Genomic DNA, 15,986 nt, shown 5'->3' with positions numbered 1-15,986 from the left:
CATGACGACGACGCCCTTCGGCCGGATGGTCACCGCGATGGTGACGCCCATGCACGACGACGGAACGCTCGACCTGGACGGTGCGCAGAAGCTGGCGTCATACCTGGTCGACCGTGGCAACGACGGATTGGTCGTCAACGGCACGACCGGTGAGTCCGCGACGACCACCGACGAGGAGAACGTCGACCTGGTCCGCGCCGTCGTCGAGGCGGTCGGCGACCGGGCCCGCATCACCGCCGGCGTCGGGACCAACGACACCGCCCACTCGGTCGCGGCGGCCCGCAACCTGGCCGCCGCAGGAGCCCACGCGGCGCTGATCGTCACGCCCTACTACAACAAGCCGCCGCAGGCGGGCATCATCGAGCACTTCAAGGCGGTCGCCGGAGCGACCGACCTGCCGGCGATGGCCTACGACATCCCCGGTCGCACCGGCATGGCGCTGACGTCCGACACCATCCGCGCGCTCGCCGACGTGCCGAACATCAAGGCGCTCAAGGACGCCAAGGGCGACCTGGCCGCGGGCGCGCAGCTGATGGCGCAGACCGGGCTGGCGTGGTTCTCCGGCGACGACGCACTCAACCTGCCGTGGCTCGCGCTCGGCGCGACCGGCATGGTCAGCACCGTCGGCAACGTCGACGCCGCCCGGCTCGCGGCGCTGATCGCCGCCGTCGACGCGAACGACCTGGCGAAGGCGCGCACCCTCAACGACGAGCTCGCGCCGCTGATCGCCGCCGTCATGAACGTCACGCAGGGCTGCATCCAGGCCAAGGCCGCACTGCACCTGCTCGGCGTCATCGACTCCGACTTCTGCCGGCTGCCGCTGCTGCCCGCACCCGACGACCACCGCGCACTGCTGCGCGACACCCTCACCAACCTAGGACTGCTGTGAGTCATCCGCACCCCGAGCTCGAACTGCCGCCCCCACTGCCGAAGGGCGGCGTTCGCGTCGTACCGCTCGGTGGGCTGGGCGAGGTCGGCCGCAACATGACCGTCGTGGAGTATGACGGCAAGCTGCTCATCGTCGACTGCGGCGTGCTCTTCCCCGAGGACCACCCCGGTGTCGACCTGATCCTGCCGGACTTCGAGTACATCCGCGACCGCCTGGACGACATCGTCGCGATCGTGCTCACCCACGGGCACGAGGACCACATCGGCGCGGTGCCCTACCTGTTGCGGCTCAAGCCGGACATCCCGCTCGTCGGGTCGACGCTCACGCTGGCGCTGGTCGAGGCCAAGCTGAAGGAGCACCGGATCACGCCATACACGATGGCGGTAAAGGAGGGGCAGAGCGAGCAGCTCGGCCCGTTCGACTGTGAATTCATCGCGGTCAACCACTCGATCCCGGACGCGCTCGCGGTCTTCGTGCGCACTCCCGGCGGCAACCTGCTGATCACCGGCGACTTCAAGATGGACCAGCTGCCGCTGGACGGGCGGATCACCGACCTGCGCGCGTTCGCCAAGGCGGGGGAGGAGGGAGTCGATCTCTTCCTGACCGACTCCACCAACGCCGAGGTGCCCGGATTCACCACCCCGGAGCGCAACATCACCCCGGCGATCGAGCGGGTCTTCGACACCGCCGAGCGGCGCATCATCGTGGCCTGCTTCTCCTCGCACGTGCACCGCGTGCAGCAGGTGCTGGACGCCGCGCAGGCGCACGGCCGCAAGGTCGCGTTCGTCGGCCGGTCGATGGTGCGCAACATGGGCATCGCCGCCGACCTCGGCTACCTGCACGTGCCCGACGGCGTGCTGGTCGACCTCAAGAAGATCGACCAGCTGCCGGACGACAAGGTCGTGCTGATCTCGACCGGCTCGCAGGGGGAGCCGATGGCGGCGCTCTCCCGGATGGCCAACGGCGACCACAACCTGATCGACATCGGGCCGGGCGACACCGTGCTGATGGCCTCGTCGCTGATCCCCGGCAACGAGAACGCCGTCTACCGGGTGATCAACGGCCTGATGCGGCGCGGCGCGACGGTGGTGCACAAGGGCAACGCGCTGGTGCACGTCTCCGGCCACGCCAGCGCCGGCGAGCTGCTCTACTGCTACAACATCGTCAAACCGAAGAACGTCATGCCGATCCACGGCGAATGGCGCCACCTGGTGGCCAACGGCGACCTCGCCAAGGCCACCGGCGTGCGGGACGACCACGTGCTGCTCGCCGAGGACGGTGTCGTGGTCGACCTGGTCGACGGCAAGGCGTCGATCGTCGGCGCGGTGCCCTGCGGTTACGTGTATGTCGACGGCTCCCTCGTCGGCACCACCGACGAGACGATGCTGAAGGACCGGCGCATCCTGCGCGACGAGGGGTTCGTCACGATCATCGTGGTGCGCGACGCCGCCACCGGCAAGATTGCCGCCGGCCCGGAGATCCAGACCCGCGGCTTCGCCGAGGACGCCGCGGTCTTCGACAAGGTGCTGCCGAAGGTCGAGGAGGCCCTTGAGGAGGCGCGCGCCAAGGGCGTCACCGACACCTACCAGCTGCAGCAGGTGATCCGCCGCGCGGTCGGCGGGTTCGTCGGCGGCAAGCTGCGGCGCCGGCCGATGATCATCCCCATCGTGATAGATGCCTGACAAATAATCGCGGCTGCCGTCATACGGCATGCGAAAGGGCCCCGAGCAATCCGCTCGGGGCCCTTTCACGCGTCGAGCGTGAACCTTCAGGTTCAGGCCGGCAGCTGCAGGTGCTGGCCGATGAAGATCAGGTTCGGGTCGTTCACGACGCTCTTGTTGGCCGCGAACAGCGCCTGCCAGCCGCCCTTGACCTGGTAGGTCTCGGCGAGCTTGCTCAGCGTGTCGCCGGCCTTCACGGTCAGGGTCTTGCCGGAGAGCGCGACCTTCGGGGCAGCAGCCTTGGGGGCGGCAGCCTTCGGGGCGACGTAGGTCTTGCGCTCGGAGGAACGCGAGGTCTGCGGCGCGGTGTAGTTCGACTTCGGCGCAGCCTTCGGCGCGACGTAGGTCTTCTTCGGAGCGGTCTGCTTCGGCGCGACGTAGGTCTTGCGCTCGGACGAACGCGAGGTCTGCTTCGGCGCGGTGTTGACCTTCTTCTGCTGGGTCGGCTCCGGCGTCACCACCGGGCTGCCGCCACCACGGGTCAGGCCCGCGCGGACCGAGCACACCGGCCAGGCGCCGGGACCCTGCGAGGCAAGGACCTTCTCGGCGATCGCGATCTGAGCCGACTTGCTGGCCAGGTTCGCGGTCGGGGCGTAGGCGCCACCGCCGTAGCCGAGCCAGGTCTGCTTGGTGAACTGCAGGCCACCGTAGAAACCGTTGCCGGTGTTGATCGACCAGTTGCCACCGCTCTCACAGGCGGCGACGCGGTCCCAGGTCGAAACCGAGGCAGCCTTGGCGGTGCCGGCGTTCGCGAAACCTGCACCGATCACCGCTGCGCCGGCAACCCCGATGCCGACAATGCGGGTCTTGGTCGAGATGTTCGTGCTGAGGTTCATTGATTCCTCTCCTGACGTGCGCATACGGGGTTAGCTGTCGGGTCGGGCTGTCAGGTGCCCGGCAGGTATAAGGCCTGCTTTCACCCCAGGACCGGCATTCGGCCGAAATTGGGTCCCCCATCCTCGTCGTGCCTCCGGGACCATCCCGGATCTTCGGTGACCGCTCGACGAGGCTGTGCGCAGCGGGTCACAGGCATTAGGGACGAAGCGAGCGCCGGGTTGCGCTGCTCCGCTCGGAGGTCCAGGCCTTTCGCCAGGGGGACGAAAGTTGCACCACCGACCGACGAAGGTACGGGGTTTCGATGCCAAATCCAAGTCGAACCGTGATCGTTTCGTGACTTTTAGGTGATTTGTCGGCCATCTCACAGTTTCCGTGTAACACAAGTCACATCAGTCACAGGGGCCTCAGGAGTAATGCCGTGGGCCCGTGCCGTGGGGTGTGCGCTCCGGGTGCGCGACACGCCGGGGCGTTTGCCGGAGCGGTGCCGGAGGCTGCCGGACGCGGTGTGCACCTGCGTGGTGGCGGCCGTTCGGCGTGGTCTTGAATGGCCCTCATGCGTGCACCCCGGCTCTGGTGGGTGCTCGCGGGCTGCGTCGGCTTGACCGCGCTCGGTGTCGTCGCGCGATGGGTGGACCTGACCTGGCGACTACCGATGGTGCAGTCGGTGTTCCCGCTTTTCGGCGGTATGGCGGTGCTGCTCCTCCTCGTGGTGCTCGCCGCCCGCTTCTGGCGGCTGGCCCTGGTCGCGGCCCTGGTGGCGGCGGCGCCGGTCGTGCTCGGTGTGCAGTCCTTCATCGGCCACACCGTGCCGCCCGGGCCGCACGACGAGGTGGTGATGACCAGCAACCTGCAACTCGGCTCGGCGGATGCTCGGGAGGTGGTCGCCGCGGTCCGGGCCAAGCGGGTCACCACGCTCGTGCTCACCGAGTGCACGCCCGGGCAGCTCGCCCGGCTGCGCGCGGCCGGCCTGGACCGGCTGCTGCCGGAGCAGGCCGGGCAGACCGCGGACGGGCCGCGCGGCACCGTCATACGCAGCACGCATCGGTTGCAGCCGATCGCGCCACATCCGGGTGGGCGCTTCCCGTTCAGCCCCGAGGTGCAGGTGCGCACTGACCATGGCAGCTACCGGTTGCGTGCGGTGCATACGGCCGCGCCGCTGCCCGACATCGTCGGTGACTGGCGTGCCGGGCTGCGGGCGATCGGGACGTGGCAAAAGCAGCTACCAGCGAGCGAAAACGTCGTGCTCGCAGGCGATTTCAACGCATCGGCGGCCATGCCCGCATTCCGGCAGGCGATCGACGGGATGACCGACTCGAGCCGGGCCGCCGGCGCCGGCTGGCGACGCACCTGGCCGCACGGGCGGGCGTATCCGCCGTTCGTGCAGCTCGATCACGTGGTGACGCGCGGTTTCGACGTCGTCGGCGACGGCACCGTGGCGATCGCCGGCACCGACCATCTGGCCTACTGGACGCGCCTGCGGCCGGGGTGACGCCGGCCGCTCGGGCGGCGGTCGGGCAGGATCACCAGGGCAGCGGCGTCACCAGGGCAGCGGCTCGCTCAGGTCGCGCGGGTCCGCCGGTGCCGACCAGCCGGCGTCGGTGTGCACGTAGGACAGTTGCGGCCCGTCTTCGACCAGCCGCCGGACGGCGGCGATCAGCCGGTCGACGTGCTCGCTGGTCGTCGCGAGGCCGATGCTCGCGCGGATCGCGGTCTGCCCGTGGCCGACGATCGCATCGGACAGCAGGTGGGCGCAGAAGCGTCCGTCGCGCACCGCGATCGCCTGCTCATCGGCCAGCACCTGGGACACCAGCGACGGCTCGTAACCCTCGACGGTGAAGGTCACCACCCCGACGTTCGGCCGGTTGCCGAGTGCCTCGATCACGCGCACGCCGTCGATCGCGGCGAGGCCGGCCCGCAGCCGGCCGTGCAGTTGCTCCTCGTGCGCCTCGATGGTCGCCCGGTGCGCGCGCAGGGTCGCGCAGGCCGCGGCGATGGCGATCGCACCGACCGCGTTGGGCGTGCCGCCCTCGTGCCGGGCGGGCCCCGTCTGCCAGTGCGTATGACGGGGAGTCACTGCCGCGGTGGCGCCACCTGCGGGCAGGTAGGGGCCGGCCGCGTCCAGCCAGTCGCTGCGCCCGGCGAGGACGCCTGCGCCATACGGGGCATAGAGCTTGTGCCCGGAGAACGCGACCCAATCGACCCCTAGCTCCTCCAGGTCGAGCTCGCGGTGCGGTGCGTACTGCGCCGCATCGAGCACGGTCCGGGCGCCGAATTCCTTTGCCACTGCGACGAGTTCGGCAATCGGCCAGACCTCGCCGGTGACGTTGCAGGCGCCGGTGAGGACGACCAGCTGGTGACGCGCGGGGGAGTCCTGTAGGGCCTCTCGCAGCAACGCGACCGCGTCGTCGGCGCTGTCCGGCACCGGCAGCCGGGTGGTGGTGCGGGCCGGCCACGGCAGCAGCGCGGCGTGGTGCGCCGACTCCCAGGCGATCACCCGGGTGCGGCGCGGCAGACAGTGCGCGAGCAGTCGCAGTGCGTCGGTGGTGTTGCGGGTGAAGACGACCTGGTCACCGTCCCGCGCGCCGACGAACTGCCCGACCTGCGCCCGCGCCGCCTCGAACCAGCCGGTGGTGACCCGGCTGGCGTAACCGGCCCCGCGGTGGACCGAGCCGTAGCGGCGCTGCACCTGCTGCGCCGCCTCGGCGACCGCGACCAGTGCGGGCGTGGTCGCGCCGTGGTCGAAGTTGGCGTAGTCGATGACGGTGTGGTGCACCGTCGGCACGCCGAGATCGTCGGACACGGTGCGGGGCAGACCGGCCACGACCGGGCGGGGGCCCGAGGGCAGCTTGCCGACCAGGTCGAGGCGGCGCGGCGCGCCGGGACCGGCCGCGGATTCGGCGGGGGTGGTGGTCTGCTGGATGCTTGCGGTGCTCATGAGCTGCTCCTCGTCGGTCAGGGACCGACGGGCGCTCGCGTCGCCGATCCGCGCTTGCCGACGTGGGTTGTCACGCCGACCCGGTCGTCACCCGGAGCACCCCACCGCGGAAGGAGGGTTGCCGCTCAGCAAGCCGGGGCTTGACGCTGAGACTCATGACCTGCGTAAGACCATAGAGGATCGGCCACCGGCCGCCGCAAATGCCGTCCGTATGTCGGGCGCGCTCGCGGCCGGGCGGGGTGCACTTTTGTGCCGACGGTCGTGCGGAAGGGTCGCCCGCAGCTCGTCGGGTGCATTTTTGTGCCGACGGTCGTGCGGAAGCGGCGCCCGCGGCTCGGCGGGTGCACTTTTGTGCCGACGGTCGTGCGGAAGGGGCGCTCGCGGCTCGCCGGGTGCGCTTTTGTGCCGACGGTCGTGCGGAAGGGGCGCTCGCAGCTCGCCGGGTGCGCTTTTGTGCCGACGGTCGCGCGGAAGGGGCGCTCCCGGCCGGGCGGGGTGCACTTTTCCGACGACGGTCGTGCGGAAGGGGCGCCCGCGGCCGGGCCGGGTGCACTTTTCCGACGACGGTCGTGCGTAAGGGGCGCCCGCGGCCGGGCCGGGTGCACTTTTGTGCCGACGGTCGTGCAGAACGGCCGGCACCCCCAACCGGCGTGTAACTGCTGTGACTGGTGGGGTCGTCGCGTACGGTGTTTTCGTGCCTACCCGTCCGTCCACCACGACGTCCTCCGCCCGCGCCACGCGCAGTACCAAGTCCGGCGCCGGGTCGCGGGCGAGCAGCGGTGGCGCGAAGTCGCGGCCTGCCTCCGGGCGCAGTTCCAGCCGGCCGCCGGCCAAGCGCGCGTCGGGCGCCAGCGCCCGCGCGGGCGGCAAGGCGCAGGGCGGTGGGCTGCCGCTGCCGTTGCGGGCCGCCCGCGGGACCTGGATGGGAGTCGCTCACGTTGCCGGCGGAGCCGCGCGCCGCGTCGGTCACTCCGCCCGCGAGCTCGAACCAGAGCTGCGCCGCGACGGCCTCGGCTTCGCGCTGATCGCCGCCGCCGTCGTGATCGCCGCCCGGGAGTGGTGGGGCCTGGCCGGAGTCGCGGGTGACGTCATCCATGCGATCGTCGCGGGCACCTTCGGTCTCGGCGCACTGGTGCTTCCGTTGGTGCTGGTGCTGATCGGCGTCCATCTGATGCGTTCGCCGCGCGGTCACCACGCCACCAACCGGGTGCTGATCGGCCTGGCGCTCTTCGCGATCTCGGTGTGCGGGGTGACCAGCATCGCCAAGGGCGTGCCCCAACCGAGCAGCGGCGAAGCGCTGCGCGACGCCGGGGGGATCATCGGCTTCCTCGCCTCGAGCCCGGTGGTCGCGGCCATCCACAACGTGGGTGCGCTCATCTTGTTGTTGCTGCTCGGCGTGTTCAGCGTGCTGGTGATGACCGCCACGCCGGTGAGCATGATCCCCGAGCGCATTCAGCAGGTCCGCGCGCGACTGTTCGACCACCACCCCGCCGACGAGTATGACGAGGGCCCCGTCGACGCCGTCGCCGGCGACCTGCACGGCTCGGAGATCGACGGGCCGGCCGACGGCCCCAAGAAGCGCCGCCGCAAGTCGGCCAAGAAGTCCGACGCCGAGAGCGAAGGACTGGACGGCGACGAGGCGTTCGAGCAGGCCGCGACCGTCGCGCCGCGGCGTACCAAGGGCGGTCGCGTGCTGCGCCCGGGGGAGAAGGCTCCCGCGGGCGATGTCTACGACGTGGATGCGGCGACCGACGCCGGCGCGGACGCGTCCGGCGCCGCCCGCCCGACCGGGGACACGGACGTGGACCGCAAACCGGCCACCGGCGACACCCGCGCGGTGGCGCTGCCCGGCACCACCGGCGCCCCGCCGGCTGCCGCGGCGCCGCCCGGTCCCAAGCCTGGCCTCGAAGCGCCGCCGACCACGCCGCTGCCGCAGCGGGTCGAGCAGTTGCAGCTGGCCGGCGACGTCACCTACACGTTGCCGTCCGGTGACGTCCTGCAGCCGGGCACGCCGCACAAGGCCCGCTCGGCGGCCAACGACCGGGTGGTCGAGGCGCTGACCGAGACCCTTGAGTCGTTCGGCGTCGACGCGCAGGTCACCGGGTTCACCCGCGGCCCGACCGTGACGCGCTACGAGGTCGAGCTCGGCTCCGGCACCAAGGTCGAGCGGGTCACCGCGCTCTCCAAGAACATCGCGTATGCCGTGGCCTCCGCCGACGTGCGGATCCTCAGCCCGATCCCGGGCAAGAAGGCGATCGGCATCGAGATCCCCAACACCGACCGCGAGAAGGTCAGCCTCGGCGACGTGCTGCGCAGCAATGCGGCGCGCAGCAACGAGCACCCGATGGTGATGGGCGTCGGCAAGGACGTCGAGGGCGGCTACGTCATCGCCAACCTGGCCAAGATGCCGCACATGCTCGTCGCCGGTGCGACCGGCGCCGGTAAGTCGTCGTTCGTCAACTCGATGATCACCTCGGTGATGATGCGCGCCACGCCGGACGAGGTGCGGATGGTGCTGGTCGACCCCAAGCGGGTGGAACTGACGGCATACGAAGGCATTCCGCACCTGATCACGCCCATCATCACCAATCCCAAGAAGGCCGCCGAGGCGCTGCAGTGGGTGGTGCGCGAGATGGACACCAGGTATGACGACCTGGCCGCGTTCGGCTTCAAGCACATCGACGACTTCAACAAGGCGGTCCGGTCCGGCAAGGTCACCCCGCCTCCGGGGTCCGAGCGGGTCATGCAGCCCTACCCCTACCTGCTGGTGATCGTCGACGAGCTGGCCGACCTGATGATGGTCGCGCCGCGGGACGTCGAGGAGTCGATCGTGCGCATCACTCAGCTCGCGCGCGCGGCCGGCATCCACCTGGTGCTGGCCACGCAGCGGCCGTCGGTCGATGTCGTCACCGGTCTGATCAAGGCCAACGTGCCGAGCCGTATGGCGTTCGCGACGTCCTCACTCGCCGACTCCCGAGTCGTGCTCGACCAGCCCGGCGCGGAGAAGCTGATCGGCCAAGGCGACGCGCTCTTCCTGCCGATGGGTGCCTCCAAACCGATGCGTGTGCAGGGCGCCTGGGTCACCGAAACCGAAGTGCAAGAGGTGGTTTCGCACGTCAAGGGCCAGCTGACCGTTGCCTACCGCGACGACGTGCAGGTCTCCGCGCCCAAGAAGGAGATCGACGAGGACATCGGCGACGACCTCGACCTGCTGCTGCAGGCGGCGGAGCTGGTGATCACCAGCCAGTTCGGGTCGACGTCGATGCTGCAGCGCAAGCTGCGCGTCGGCTTCGCCAAGGCCGGCCGCCTGATGGACCTGATGGAGAGCCGCGGCATCGTCGGCCCGTCGGAGGGATCCAAGGCGCGCGACGTGCTGGTCAAACCCGACGACCTGCCGACCACGCTGGCGCTGCTGCGCGGTGAGGACGTCCCCACCGAGCAGCCGTATGACGGGGCCTCCGCCGAGCAGGGCGAGACGACCGGTTACGGCGACGACGACGGCGGTGGCGAGGACGCGTGGGCGCTGACGGATCGTCGCGACTGAGCCCCGCAGCAGGCGGATTCGCCGAGCGGCTCAGCCCGCGGCGGTTGCTCGCCCAACTGCGCGAGGTACCGTGCGGCGTGCTGCTTGCGGTGCAGTTGCTCGGCATCCTGGTCTACCCGTTCACCGAGGGCAGCACGGCCGGGCGGACGGTGTTTTCGCTGTTCCAACTGCTGGTGCTCGCGCTGGCGGTCGGCGCGGTGCGGCACACGCCGGCGCTGACCTGGATCTCGGTGGGCATCGGCGCCCCGGCCGCGGTGCTTACCGTGCTGACCGCGATCTGGCCCGACCCGGAGGGGCTGGAGCTGGCGTCCGACGCCACGCACGCGGTCTTCTACTTCTACACGGCCTACGCGCTGATCCGTTACATGTTCTCCGACGATCATGTGTCGCGGGACGAAATGCTCGCGACTGGAGCATGTTTCACGGTTGTCGCGTGGGGCTTCGCGTATGTGTACGGTGCGGTGCAGATCGTCTGGGGCGCAGGGCAGTTCAGCTCACCAGGCGGCGGACAGCTCAGCTGGATGGAGCTGCTCTTCCTGTCCTTCACCACGATGACCGGCACCGGGCTGTCCGACATCTCCCCGGCGGGTTCCTACGCGCGGTCGGTCATCATGCTGGAGCAGCTGGCCGGGGTGAACTATCTTGCGTTGGTGGTGGCGCGACTGCTCGGCATGACGCTCGCGCGGTTCCAGCGCACCAAGCTGCAGCACGAGCGAGGGGATGGCGAGCAATGACCGACGATTTCGACCGCACCCAGGAGATCCGGCGCGCACCGGACTGGGAGCGCGGGGAGGCCGACGAACCCAACTACGCCCGCCAGCCCTACCCGCAGCAAGCTGCCGCCGAGGGCGCGCCCGACTACCGGCAGCCCGACTACCGGGCCCCCGGCAGCTACGCACCCGGTGGCCCCCGCCCGGGATACGAGCCGGGCGCGCGAGCGGACAAGGGCGGCAGTGGCTTTCCGGCAGCAACCGTCGGCGCGGTGGTGGGCGGGCTGCTCATGGTGCTCAGCAGCTTCCTGGGCTATCAGGTGGCGCGCAACGGCAGCTTCAACCTCCGTAGCTGGGACGGCTGGTTCGCCCAGACCATCCCGCTCGCGCCGTGGCCGTTCGACGGCGGATCATCCAAGGTGACAACGGCTTTCATCGCCGCACTGGTCATCGTGGTCTTCGTGGTGCTGCTCCTGCTCATGGCGGCGACCATGTCGGTGCGCGCGGGTGGCGGCAGCTTCGCGGTCTTCCTGTCAGCCTGGATGACCTGCGTGATCGGCGGCGCGATCGCGCGGGTGGTGGCCGGTCTGATCGGCCGGAGCGACATCTTCGTGGAGGTCGTTCGTGCCGATGCGACCTCCGGAGCGACCTGGGGCGTCGTCGCCGGCTGGATCGTCGGACTCGCGACCGTCGCGGTCCATCTCATGCGGCGCAAGCCGCAGACCTTCTGAGCGCCATGTTGATTCGACTACCGGACCGAGTGCCGTCGGTGGCCGCCTCGGCCTGGGTCGCGCCCAATGCCACCGTTGTCGGCGCCGTGACCGTGGGGGAGCGGTGCGGGATCTGGTACGGCGCGGTGCTGCGCGCGGACCTGGAGACCGTTGCTCTCGGGGAGGACACGAACATCCAGGACAACAGCGTGCTGCACGCCGATCCGGGCGCCCCGCTGACGGTCGGTGCGCGAGTTTCGGTGGGGCACAACGCAACCCTGCACGGCTGCACCATCGAGGACGACGTGCTGGTCGGCATGGGCGCGCGGGTGCTCAACCGGGCTGTCATCGGCGCGGGTTCGCTGATCGCGGCCGGCGCCGTCGTACCCGAGGGCATGCAGGTGCCGCCGAGGTCCCTGGTCGCCGGTGTGCCGGCGAAGGTCCGCCGCGAGCTCAGCGACGAGGAGGTCGAGGTCATCGGTCTCAACGCGCAGGTCTACCTCGACCTCGCCGCCACGCACCGCGACGGCGAGGTCGACGCGGTCTGACCAGGCCGGCGGCGCCGGTCAGACGTGCAGCTTGGCCTTGATCTTGTCCAGGCGCTCCTTGCGGTCGGCCTTGCGCTCGGCCTTCTTCTCCTCGTGCAGCTTCCGGTCGGCGGCGTCGGCTGCCGCGATCGCGGCGTCCTCGGCCTCGGCGACCTCGTCCATCACCTCGTCGAGCGGTCGGCGTTCCAGTGTGGCGCCGCTCTGCTGGGCGAGCTGGTCGACGGCCGCGGGCGAGCCCTCCTTCACCTCGCCGATCAGGCCGGTGACCCCGGGCGGGATCGCCCGGCTCAGGTCGGCCACGACGCTGGAGGTGTCGGCGGCCCGTCCGGCGTCGACCGTGCCACCGACGAGCGCACCCCCGGCCCAGCCGAGCAGCATGCCGAGCGGTCCGCCGAGCACGCCGACCAGCATGCCGATGACACTGCCGCCGAGGGTGCCGGAGCCGATCTCGTTGTCGTCGCCGTCCTTCACGGTGAACGTGCCGTCCGGGTTGCGCTGCACGACGGCCGCGCTGACCAGGTCGATCGCGCCGTCGTTGGAGAGCGCGTTCAGATCGCTGTATGCCTGATAGGCCTTGCTCTGGTCCGGCCAGGTCATCAGGATCACGTTGTCTGCCATAAGCTTCTCCCTTGAGCTGTCGCAGGCCGCGGCGGTCGCCGCCGCCATCTCCACCGTCGCAGACGCTGGACGACTGTATAGTACGAACGCTCAAAGACGTTGGCAGCAAAGGGAATTCGTGCCTCGGGCGAAGGCATCACCATTCTTCGATGCATTCGCTGGCTATATCGACCGGTGCCGGCCTACAGCTGCAGGCGGTAGCCGATGCCGGGGTCGGTGATCAGGTAGCGCGGGTTGGCCGGGTCGGGCTCGAGCTTGCGGCGCAGGCCACCGGCATACACCCGCAGGTAGTGCGTCTCCTTCTCATAGCCCGGCCCCCACACCTCGCGCAGCAGGTCCGCCTGGCTGACCAGGTGACCCGGGCGCGCGGCGAGCGTCTCCAGGAAGTGCCATTCGGTCGGGGTGAGCCGCACCGGCTGGTCGTCCCGGAGCGCGATGCGTTCGGCGAAGTCGAGCGCGAAATCCTTGGTGCGCACCGGGTTTGCGTGTGGGGAGGCAGTGGAGCGGCGGCGGATCGCCGCGCGCACCCGAGCCAACAGTTCGTCCATGCCGAAGGGCTTGGTGACATAGTCGTCGGCGCCTTCGTCGAGTGCTTCGACCTTGTCGTCGGAGTCGTGCCGTGCGGATAGCACGATGATCGGCACGTCGCTGCTGCGACGGATCCGGCGGATCACGTCGACGCCGTCTAGGTCGGGCAGACCGAGGTCGAGCACGAGCACATCGGGTGCGGACTCATCGACGCTCTGCAGCGCACTGCGGCCGTCGAAGGCGTGCTCCACCTGGTAGTCGCGGGCACGCAGGTTGATGCTGAGAGTGCGCACCAGGCTGGGTTCGTCGTCGACGACGAGGACCCTGGTCACGATGGGGCTCCTTCTCGTAGGTCAGGTTCGGCCGGTGCCGCGCCGGCGGCGGACTCGTCGGCGGTCGAGTCATGTTGCACGACAGGCAGTCGCACGCACATCGTCAGACCTCCGCCGGGAGTGTCCTCGGCGTCCAGCGTGCCGTCCATCGCTTCGGTGAGTCCTTTCGCGACCGCAAGGCCAAGGCCGACGCCGTTGCCGCGGGGACTGTCGCCATACCGCTGAAAGGGGGCGAAAATGCCGGTGCGTTCCGACTCCGGCACTCCCGGCCCGCGGTCGATGACCCGCAATTCGACTGCTTTGCCGAGGCGTTCGGCGCTCAGCACGACCTCCTGGCGGCCAGGGGAGTAGCGCAGGGCGTTCTCCAGCAGGTTCGCAAGGACCCGCTCGGCCAGCCCGGCGTCGGCCAGGCAGGTCAGGTGCGGGTCCGGCGCCCAGGTGCGCACGCGCTGCGGTTCGCTGAGCGTGTGCAGGGTCGCCGAGATCAGATCGGAGACCTGCAGCTCGTCGGTGCGCGCGGTGATATTGCCGGACTGGATGCGCGACATGTCGAGCAGGTTCTCGATCAGCCCGTCGAGCCGATCGGTCGACTCCTCAACGGTTTCCAGCAGCTCCCGCTGATCGGCCGCGGTCAGTTGTATGTCGGTGCTGCGCAGACTCGACACGCCCGCCTTGATCGCCGCGAGCGGGGTGCGCAGGTCGTGCGACACCGCGGCGAGCAGCGCCGCGCGAGACCGGTTGTCCTTGGCCAGGCCGGCCGCTGCCGCAGCCTGTTTGGCGAGCTCGTTGCGGTGCAGGATCGCCGCCGCCACGCTGGCGTAGGCCTCGACCAGTCGCCGTTGCCCGGCGTCGGCGACATCTCCGGCGATCACCAGCTGGTGCTGGTCGTCGACCGGTGCGCGGGTGAGGTGGGCGTCCAGCTCCTGCAGCGGGACCTCGCCGCTGATCATCAGCGGCTGCCCCGGCACGCCTGTCTTGGTGCTGCGCACCAGGGCCGCGCCGTCGGCATCGAAGATGTCGCGCGCCTGGTCCAGCAGCACCGGCAGCTGGTCCTTGACCGCGAGCAGGGAGTGGGTGAGTTCGGCGAGCAGCCGCGAATCGCGTTCGGCCGCAATGGCCTGCGAGGTGCGGCGCGCGGTCAGATGCACCACCGAGGCGACCGCGACCGCGACCACCACGAAGACCAGCAGGGCGAAGGCGTTCTGCGGCTGACTGATCGTGAGCGTGCCTTCGGGTGGGGTGAAATACCAGTTGAGCGCGAGGCTCGCCAGCACCGCGGAGGTGAGCGCCGGCCACAGGCCGCCGACGATCGCGGTGATCACCGTGAAGGCCAGATAGATCAGCACGTCGAGCGGCAGTGCCTGCCCCTGGGAGGTGACGTCGATGACCCATGTCAGCACGGCCACGCCGACGGTCGCGAGCAGCCAGCCGGCCACCTCGCGACGCAGGCCCAGCCCGTCCCAGTCGACGGCAGGGGACCGGCCGATGTGGGCGAGCTCGTGACTGACCATCAGCACGTCGATGTCACCGGAACCGTCGACGACCGTGTCGCCGACACCGCGGCCGAGCAGCCGCTGCCACCGGCTGCGGCGGCTGGCGCCGACGATGATCTGCGAGGCATTCACCCCGCGGGCGAACTCCAGGATCGCCTCACCGACGTCCGATCCGGTGACCGTGTGCATCGTGCCGCCGAGTTCGGAGACCAATTGCCGGGCCGCGGTCGCGGATTCCGGTGGCACATCACGCAATCCGGTGTCGGGGACGACCTGCACGGCATACAGCTCACCGCCTGCGCCACGGCCGGCGATGCGTGCCCCGCGCCGCAGGAGCGTCTCCTGCTCCGGGCCGCCGGTGAGGGCGACGACCACGCGTTCCCGGACCGGCCAGGTGGAGTCGATGTCGTGGTCGTCGCGATAACGGGCGAGTGCCTCGTCGACCCGGTCGGCGGTCCACAGCAGTGCGAGCTCACGCAGCGCGGACAGGTTGCCGGCCCGGAAGTAGTTGGCGAGGGCCGCGTCGACCCGGTCGGCGGCATACACATTGCCGTGTGCGAGGCGACGGCGGAGCGCCTCCGGCGTCATGTCGACCAGTTCGATCTGGTCGGCGGCCCGCACGACGGCGTCCGGCACCGTCTCCTGCTGGCGGATACCGGTGATCTGCAAGACCGCGTCGTTGAGCGACTCGAGATGTTGCACGTTGACCGTGGAGATCACGTCGATCCCCGCCTCGAGCAACTGCTCGATGTCCTCGAACCGGCGATCGTGTCCGATGCCGCCGGCGTTGCTGTGCGCGAGTTCGTCGACCAGCACCACCTCGGGGCGGCGACGCAGCACCGCGTCGACGTCGAGCTCGTAGAGCGTGGTGCCGTTGCGGACCACCTCGCGGCGGGGCAGCACCTCCAGCCCCTTGAGTTGCGCTGCGGTGTAGGGCCGGTCGTGCGTTTCGACCAGGCCCACGACCACGTCGGTGCCGCGGTCGCGGCGGCGCTGCGCCTCCTGCAGCATCTTGACGGTCTTGCCGACGCCGGGCGCGGAACCCAGGAAGATGCGCAGGCGGCCACGGGACATGCGTCGATTGTCCCGCGTCCGCGGCTGCGCATCGACCGTGCCCGTCA

General features: G+C 70.2%; 12 protein-coding genes and 2 riboswitches. Of the genes, 7 read left to right on the top strand and 5 right to left on the bottom strand.

Features of this window, described 5'->3' with window-relative positions:
• Nucleotide 1 precedes the first annotated feature (1 nt).
• Together dapA and N2M23_RS07955 are read left to right on the top strand one after the other, a co-directional pair.
• On the top strand, nucleotides 2-889 hold the full coding sequence (dapA, locus tag N2M23_RS07960; protein ID WP_265444591.1) for a 4-hydroxy-tetrahydrodipicolinate synthase: 888 nt from the start codon (nucleotides 2-4) through the stop codon (nucleotides 887-889).
• Nucleotides 886-2,571 (top strand): ribonuclease J, encoded by a 1,686-nt coding sequence (locus tag N2M23_RS07955; RefSeq protein WP_265444590.1) that lies wholly within the window; start codon nucleotides 886-888, stop codon nucleotides 2,569-2,571. The genes dapA and N2M23_RS07955 overlap by 4 nt, the downstream gene beginning before the upstream one ends.
• 92 nt (nucleotides 2,572-2,663) lie before the next feature.
• Here N2M23_RS07955 and N2M23_RS07950 read toward each other — a convergent pair whose 3' ends face one another.
• Nucleotides 2,664-3,446: a transglycosylase family protein gene (locus N2M23_RS07950; protein WP_265444589.1), complete on the bottom strand. Its 783-nt coding sequence runs from the start codon at nucleotides 3,444-3,446 to the stop codon at nucleotides 2,664-2,666.
• A gap of 4 nt (nucleotides 3,447-3,450) precedes the next feature.
• Nucleotides 3,451-3,595, bottom strand: a riboswitch (cyclic di-AMP (ydaO/yuaA leader).
• A 405-nt stretch (nucleotides 3,596-4,000) separates the two neighbouring features.
• Here N2M23_RS07950 and N2M23_RS07945 point away from each other — a divergent pair.
• The gene (locus tag N2M23_RS07945; protein WP_265444588.1) at nucleotides 4,001-4,936 is read left to right on the top strand and encodes an endonuclease/exonuclease/phosphatase family protein; all 936 of its coding nucleotides are present in this window, start codon (nucleotides 4,001-4,003) and stop codon (nucleotides 4,934-4,936) included.
• A 48-nt stretch (nucleotides 4,937-4,984) separates the two neighbouring features.
• Here the strand turns inward: N2M23_RS07945 and N2M23_RS07940 are convergent, their stop codons facing one another.
• Nucleotides 4,985-6,382 (bottom strand): aminotransferase class V-fold PLP-dependent enzyme, encoded by a 1,398-nt coding sequence (locus N2M23_RS07940; protein ID WP_265444587.1) that lies wholly within the window; start codon nucleotides 6,380-6,382, stop codon nucleotides 4,985-4,987.
• A gap of 45 nt (nucleotides 6,383-6,427) precedes the next feature.
• Nucleotides 6,428-6,543, bottom strand: a riboswitch (SAM riboswitch).
• Nucleotides 6,544-7,304: 761 nt separating this feature from the next.
• Here N2M23_RS07940 and N2M23_RS07935 point away from each other — a divergent pair.
• Genes N2M23_RS07935 through N2M23_RS07920 form a run of 4 tightly spaced genes read left to right on the top strand, consistent with a single transcriptional unit; the run spans nucleotide 7,305 to nucleotide 11,894 of the window.
• On the top strand, nucleotides 7,305-9,926 hold the full coding sequence (locus tag N2M23_RS07935; RefSeq protein WP_265445112.1) for a DNA translocase FtsK: 2,622 nt from the start codon (nucleotides 7,305-7,307) through the stop codon (nucleotides 9,924-9,926).
• Nucleotides 9,899-10,660, top strand: a complete 762-nt coding sequence (locus tag N2M23_RS07930; protein WP_265444586.1) for an ion channel — start codon at nucleotides 9,899-9,901, stop codon at nucleotides 10,658-10,660. Before N2M23_RS07935 ends, N2M23_RS07930 begins: the two co-directional genes overlap by 28 nt.
• Nucleotides 10,657-11,367 carry a hypothetical protein gene (locus tag N2M23_RS07925; RefSeq protein WP_265444585.1) on the top strand — a complete coding sequence of 237 codons (711 nt, stop codon included), beginning with the start codon at nucleotides 10,657-10,659 and terminating at the stop codon, nucleotides 11,365-11,367. Before N2M23_RS07930 ends, N2M23_RS07925 begins: the two co-directional genes overlap by 4 nt.
• Before the next feature lie 5 nt (nucleotides 11,368-11,372).
• On the top strand, nucleotides 11,373-11,894 hold the full coding sequence (locus N2M23_RS07920; protein WP_265444583.1) for a gamma carbonic anhydrase family protein: 522 nt from the start codon (nucleotides 11,373-11,375) through the stop codon (nucleotides 11,892-11,894).
• An 18-nt stretch (nucleotides 11,895-11,912) separates the two neighbouring features.
• Here N2M23_RS07920 and N2M23_RS07915 read toward each other — a convergent pair whose 3' ends face one another.
• The 3 genes from N2M23_RS07915 to N2M23_RS07905 form a co-directional block, all read right to left on the bottom strand.
• Nucleotides 11,913-12,512, bottom strand: a complete 600-nt coding sequence (locus tag N2M23_RS07915) for a DUF1269 domain-containing protein (protein ID WP_246241791.1) — start codon at nucleotides 12,510-12,512, stop codon at nucleotides 11,913-11,915.
• A 182-nt stretch (nucleotides 12,513-12,694) separates the two neighbouring features.
• Nucleotides 12,695-13,372, bottom strand: coding sequence for a response regulator (locus N2M23_RS07910; protein ID WP_265444581.1), 678 nt, complete (start codon nucleotides 13,370-13,372; stop codon nucleotides 12,695-12,697).
• Nucleotides 13,369-15,939 carry an ATP-binding protein gene (locus N2M23_RS07905; protein ID WP_265444580.1) on the bottom strand — a complete coding sequence of 857 codons (2,571 nt, stop codon included), beginning with the start codon at nucleotides 15,937-15,939 and terminating at the stop codon, nucleotides 13,369-13,371. The genes N2M23_RS07910 and N2M23_RS07905 overlap by 4 nt, the downstream gene beginning before the upstream one ends.
• Nucleotides 15,940-15,986: the final 47 nt, after the last annotated feature.

It is taken from the genome of Flexivirga meconopsidis, from assembly GCF_026162425.1.
GTDB classification, from domain to species: domain Bacteria; phylum Actinomycetota; class Actinomycetes; order Actinomycetales; family Dermatophilaceae; genus Flexivirga; species Flexivirga meconopsidis.
Note: the sequence above shows the minus strand (reverse complement) of the source record. Positions and strands in the feature narration are given on the sequence as shown.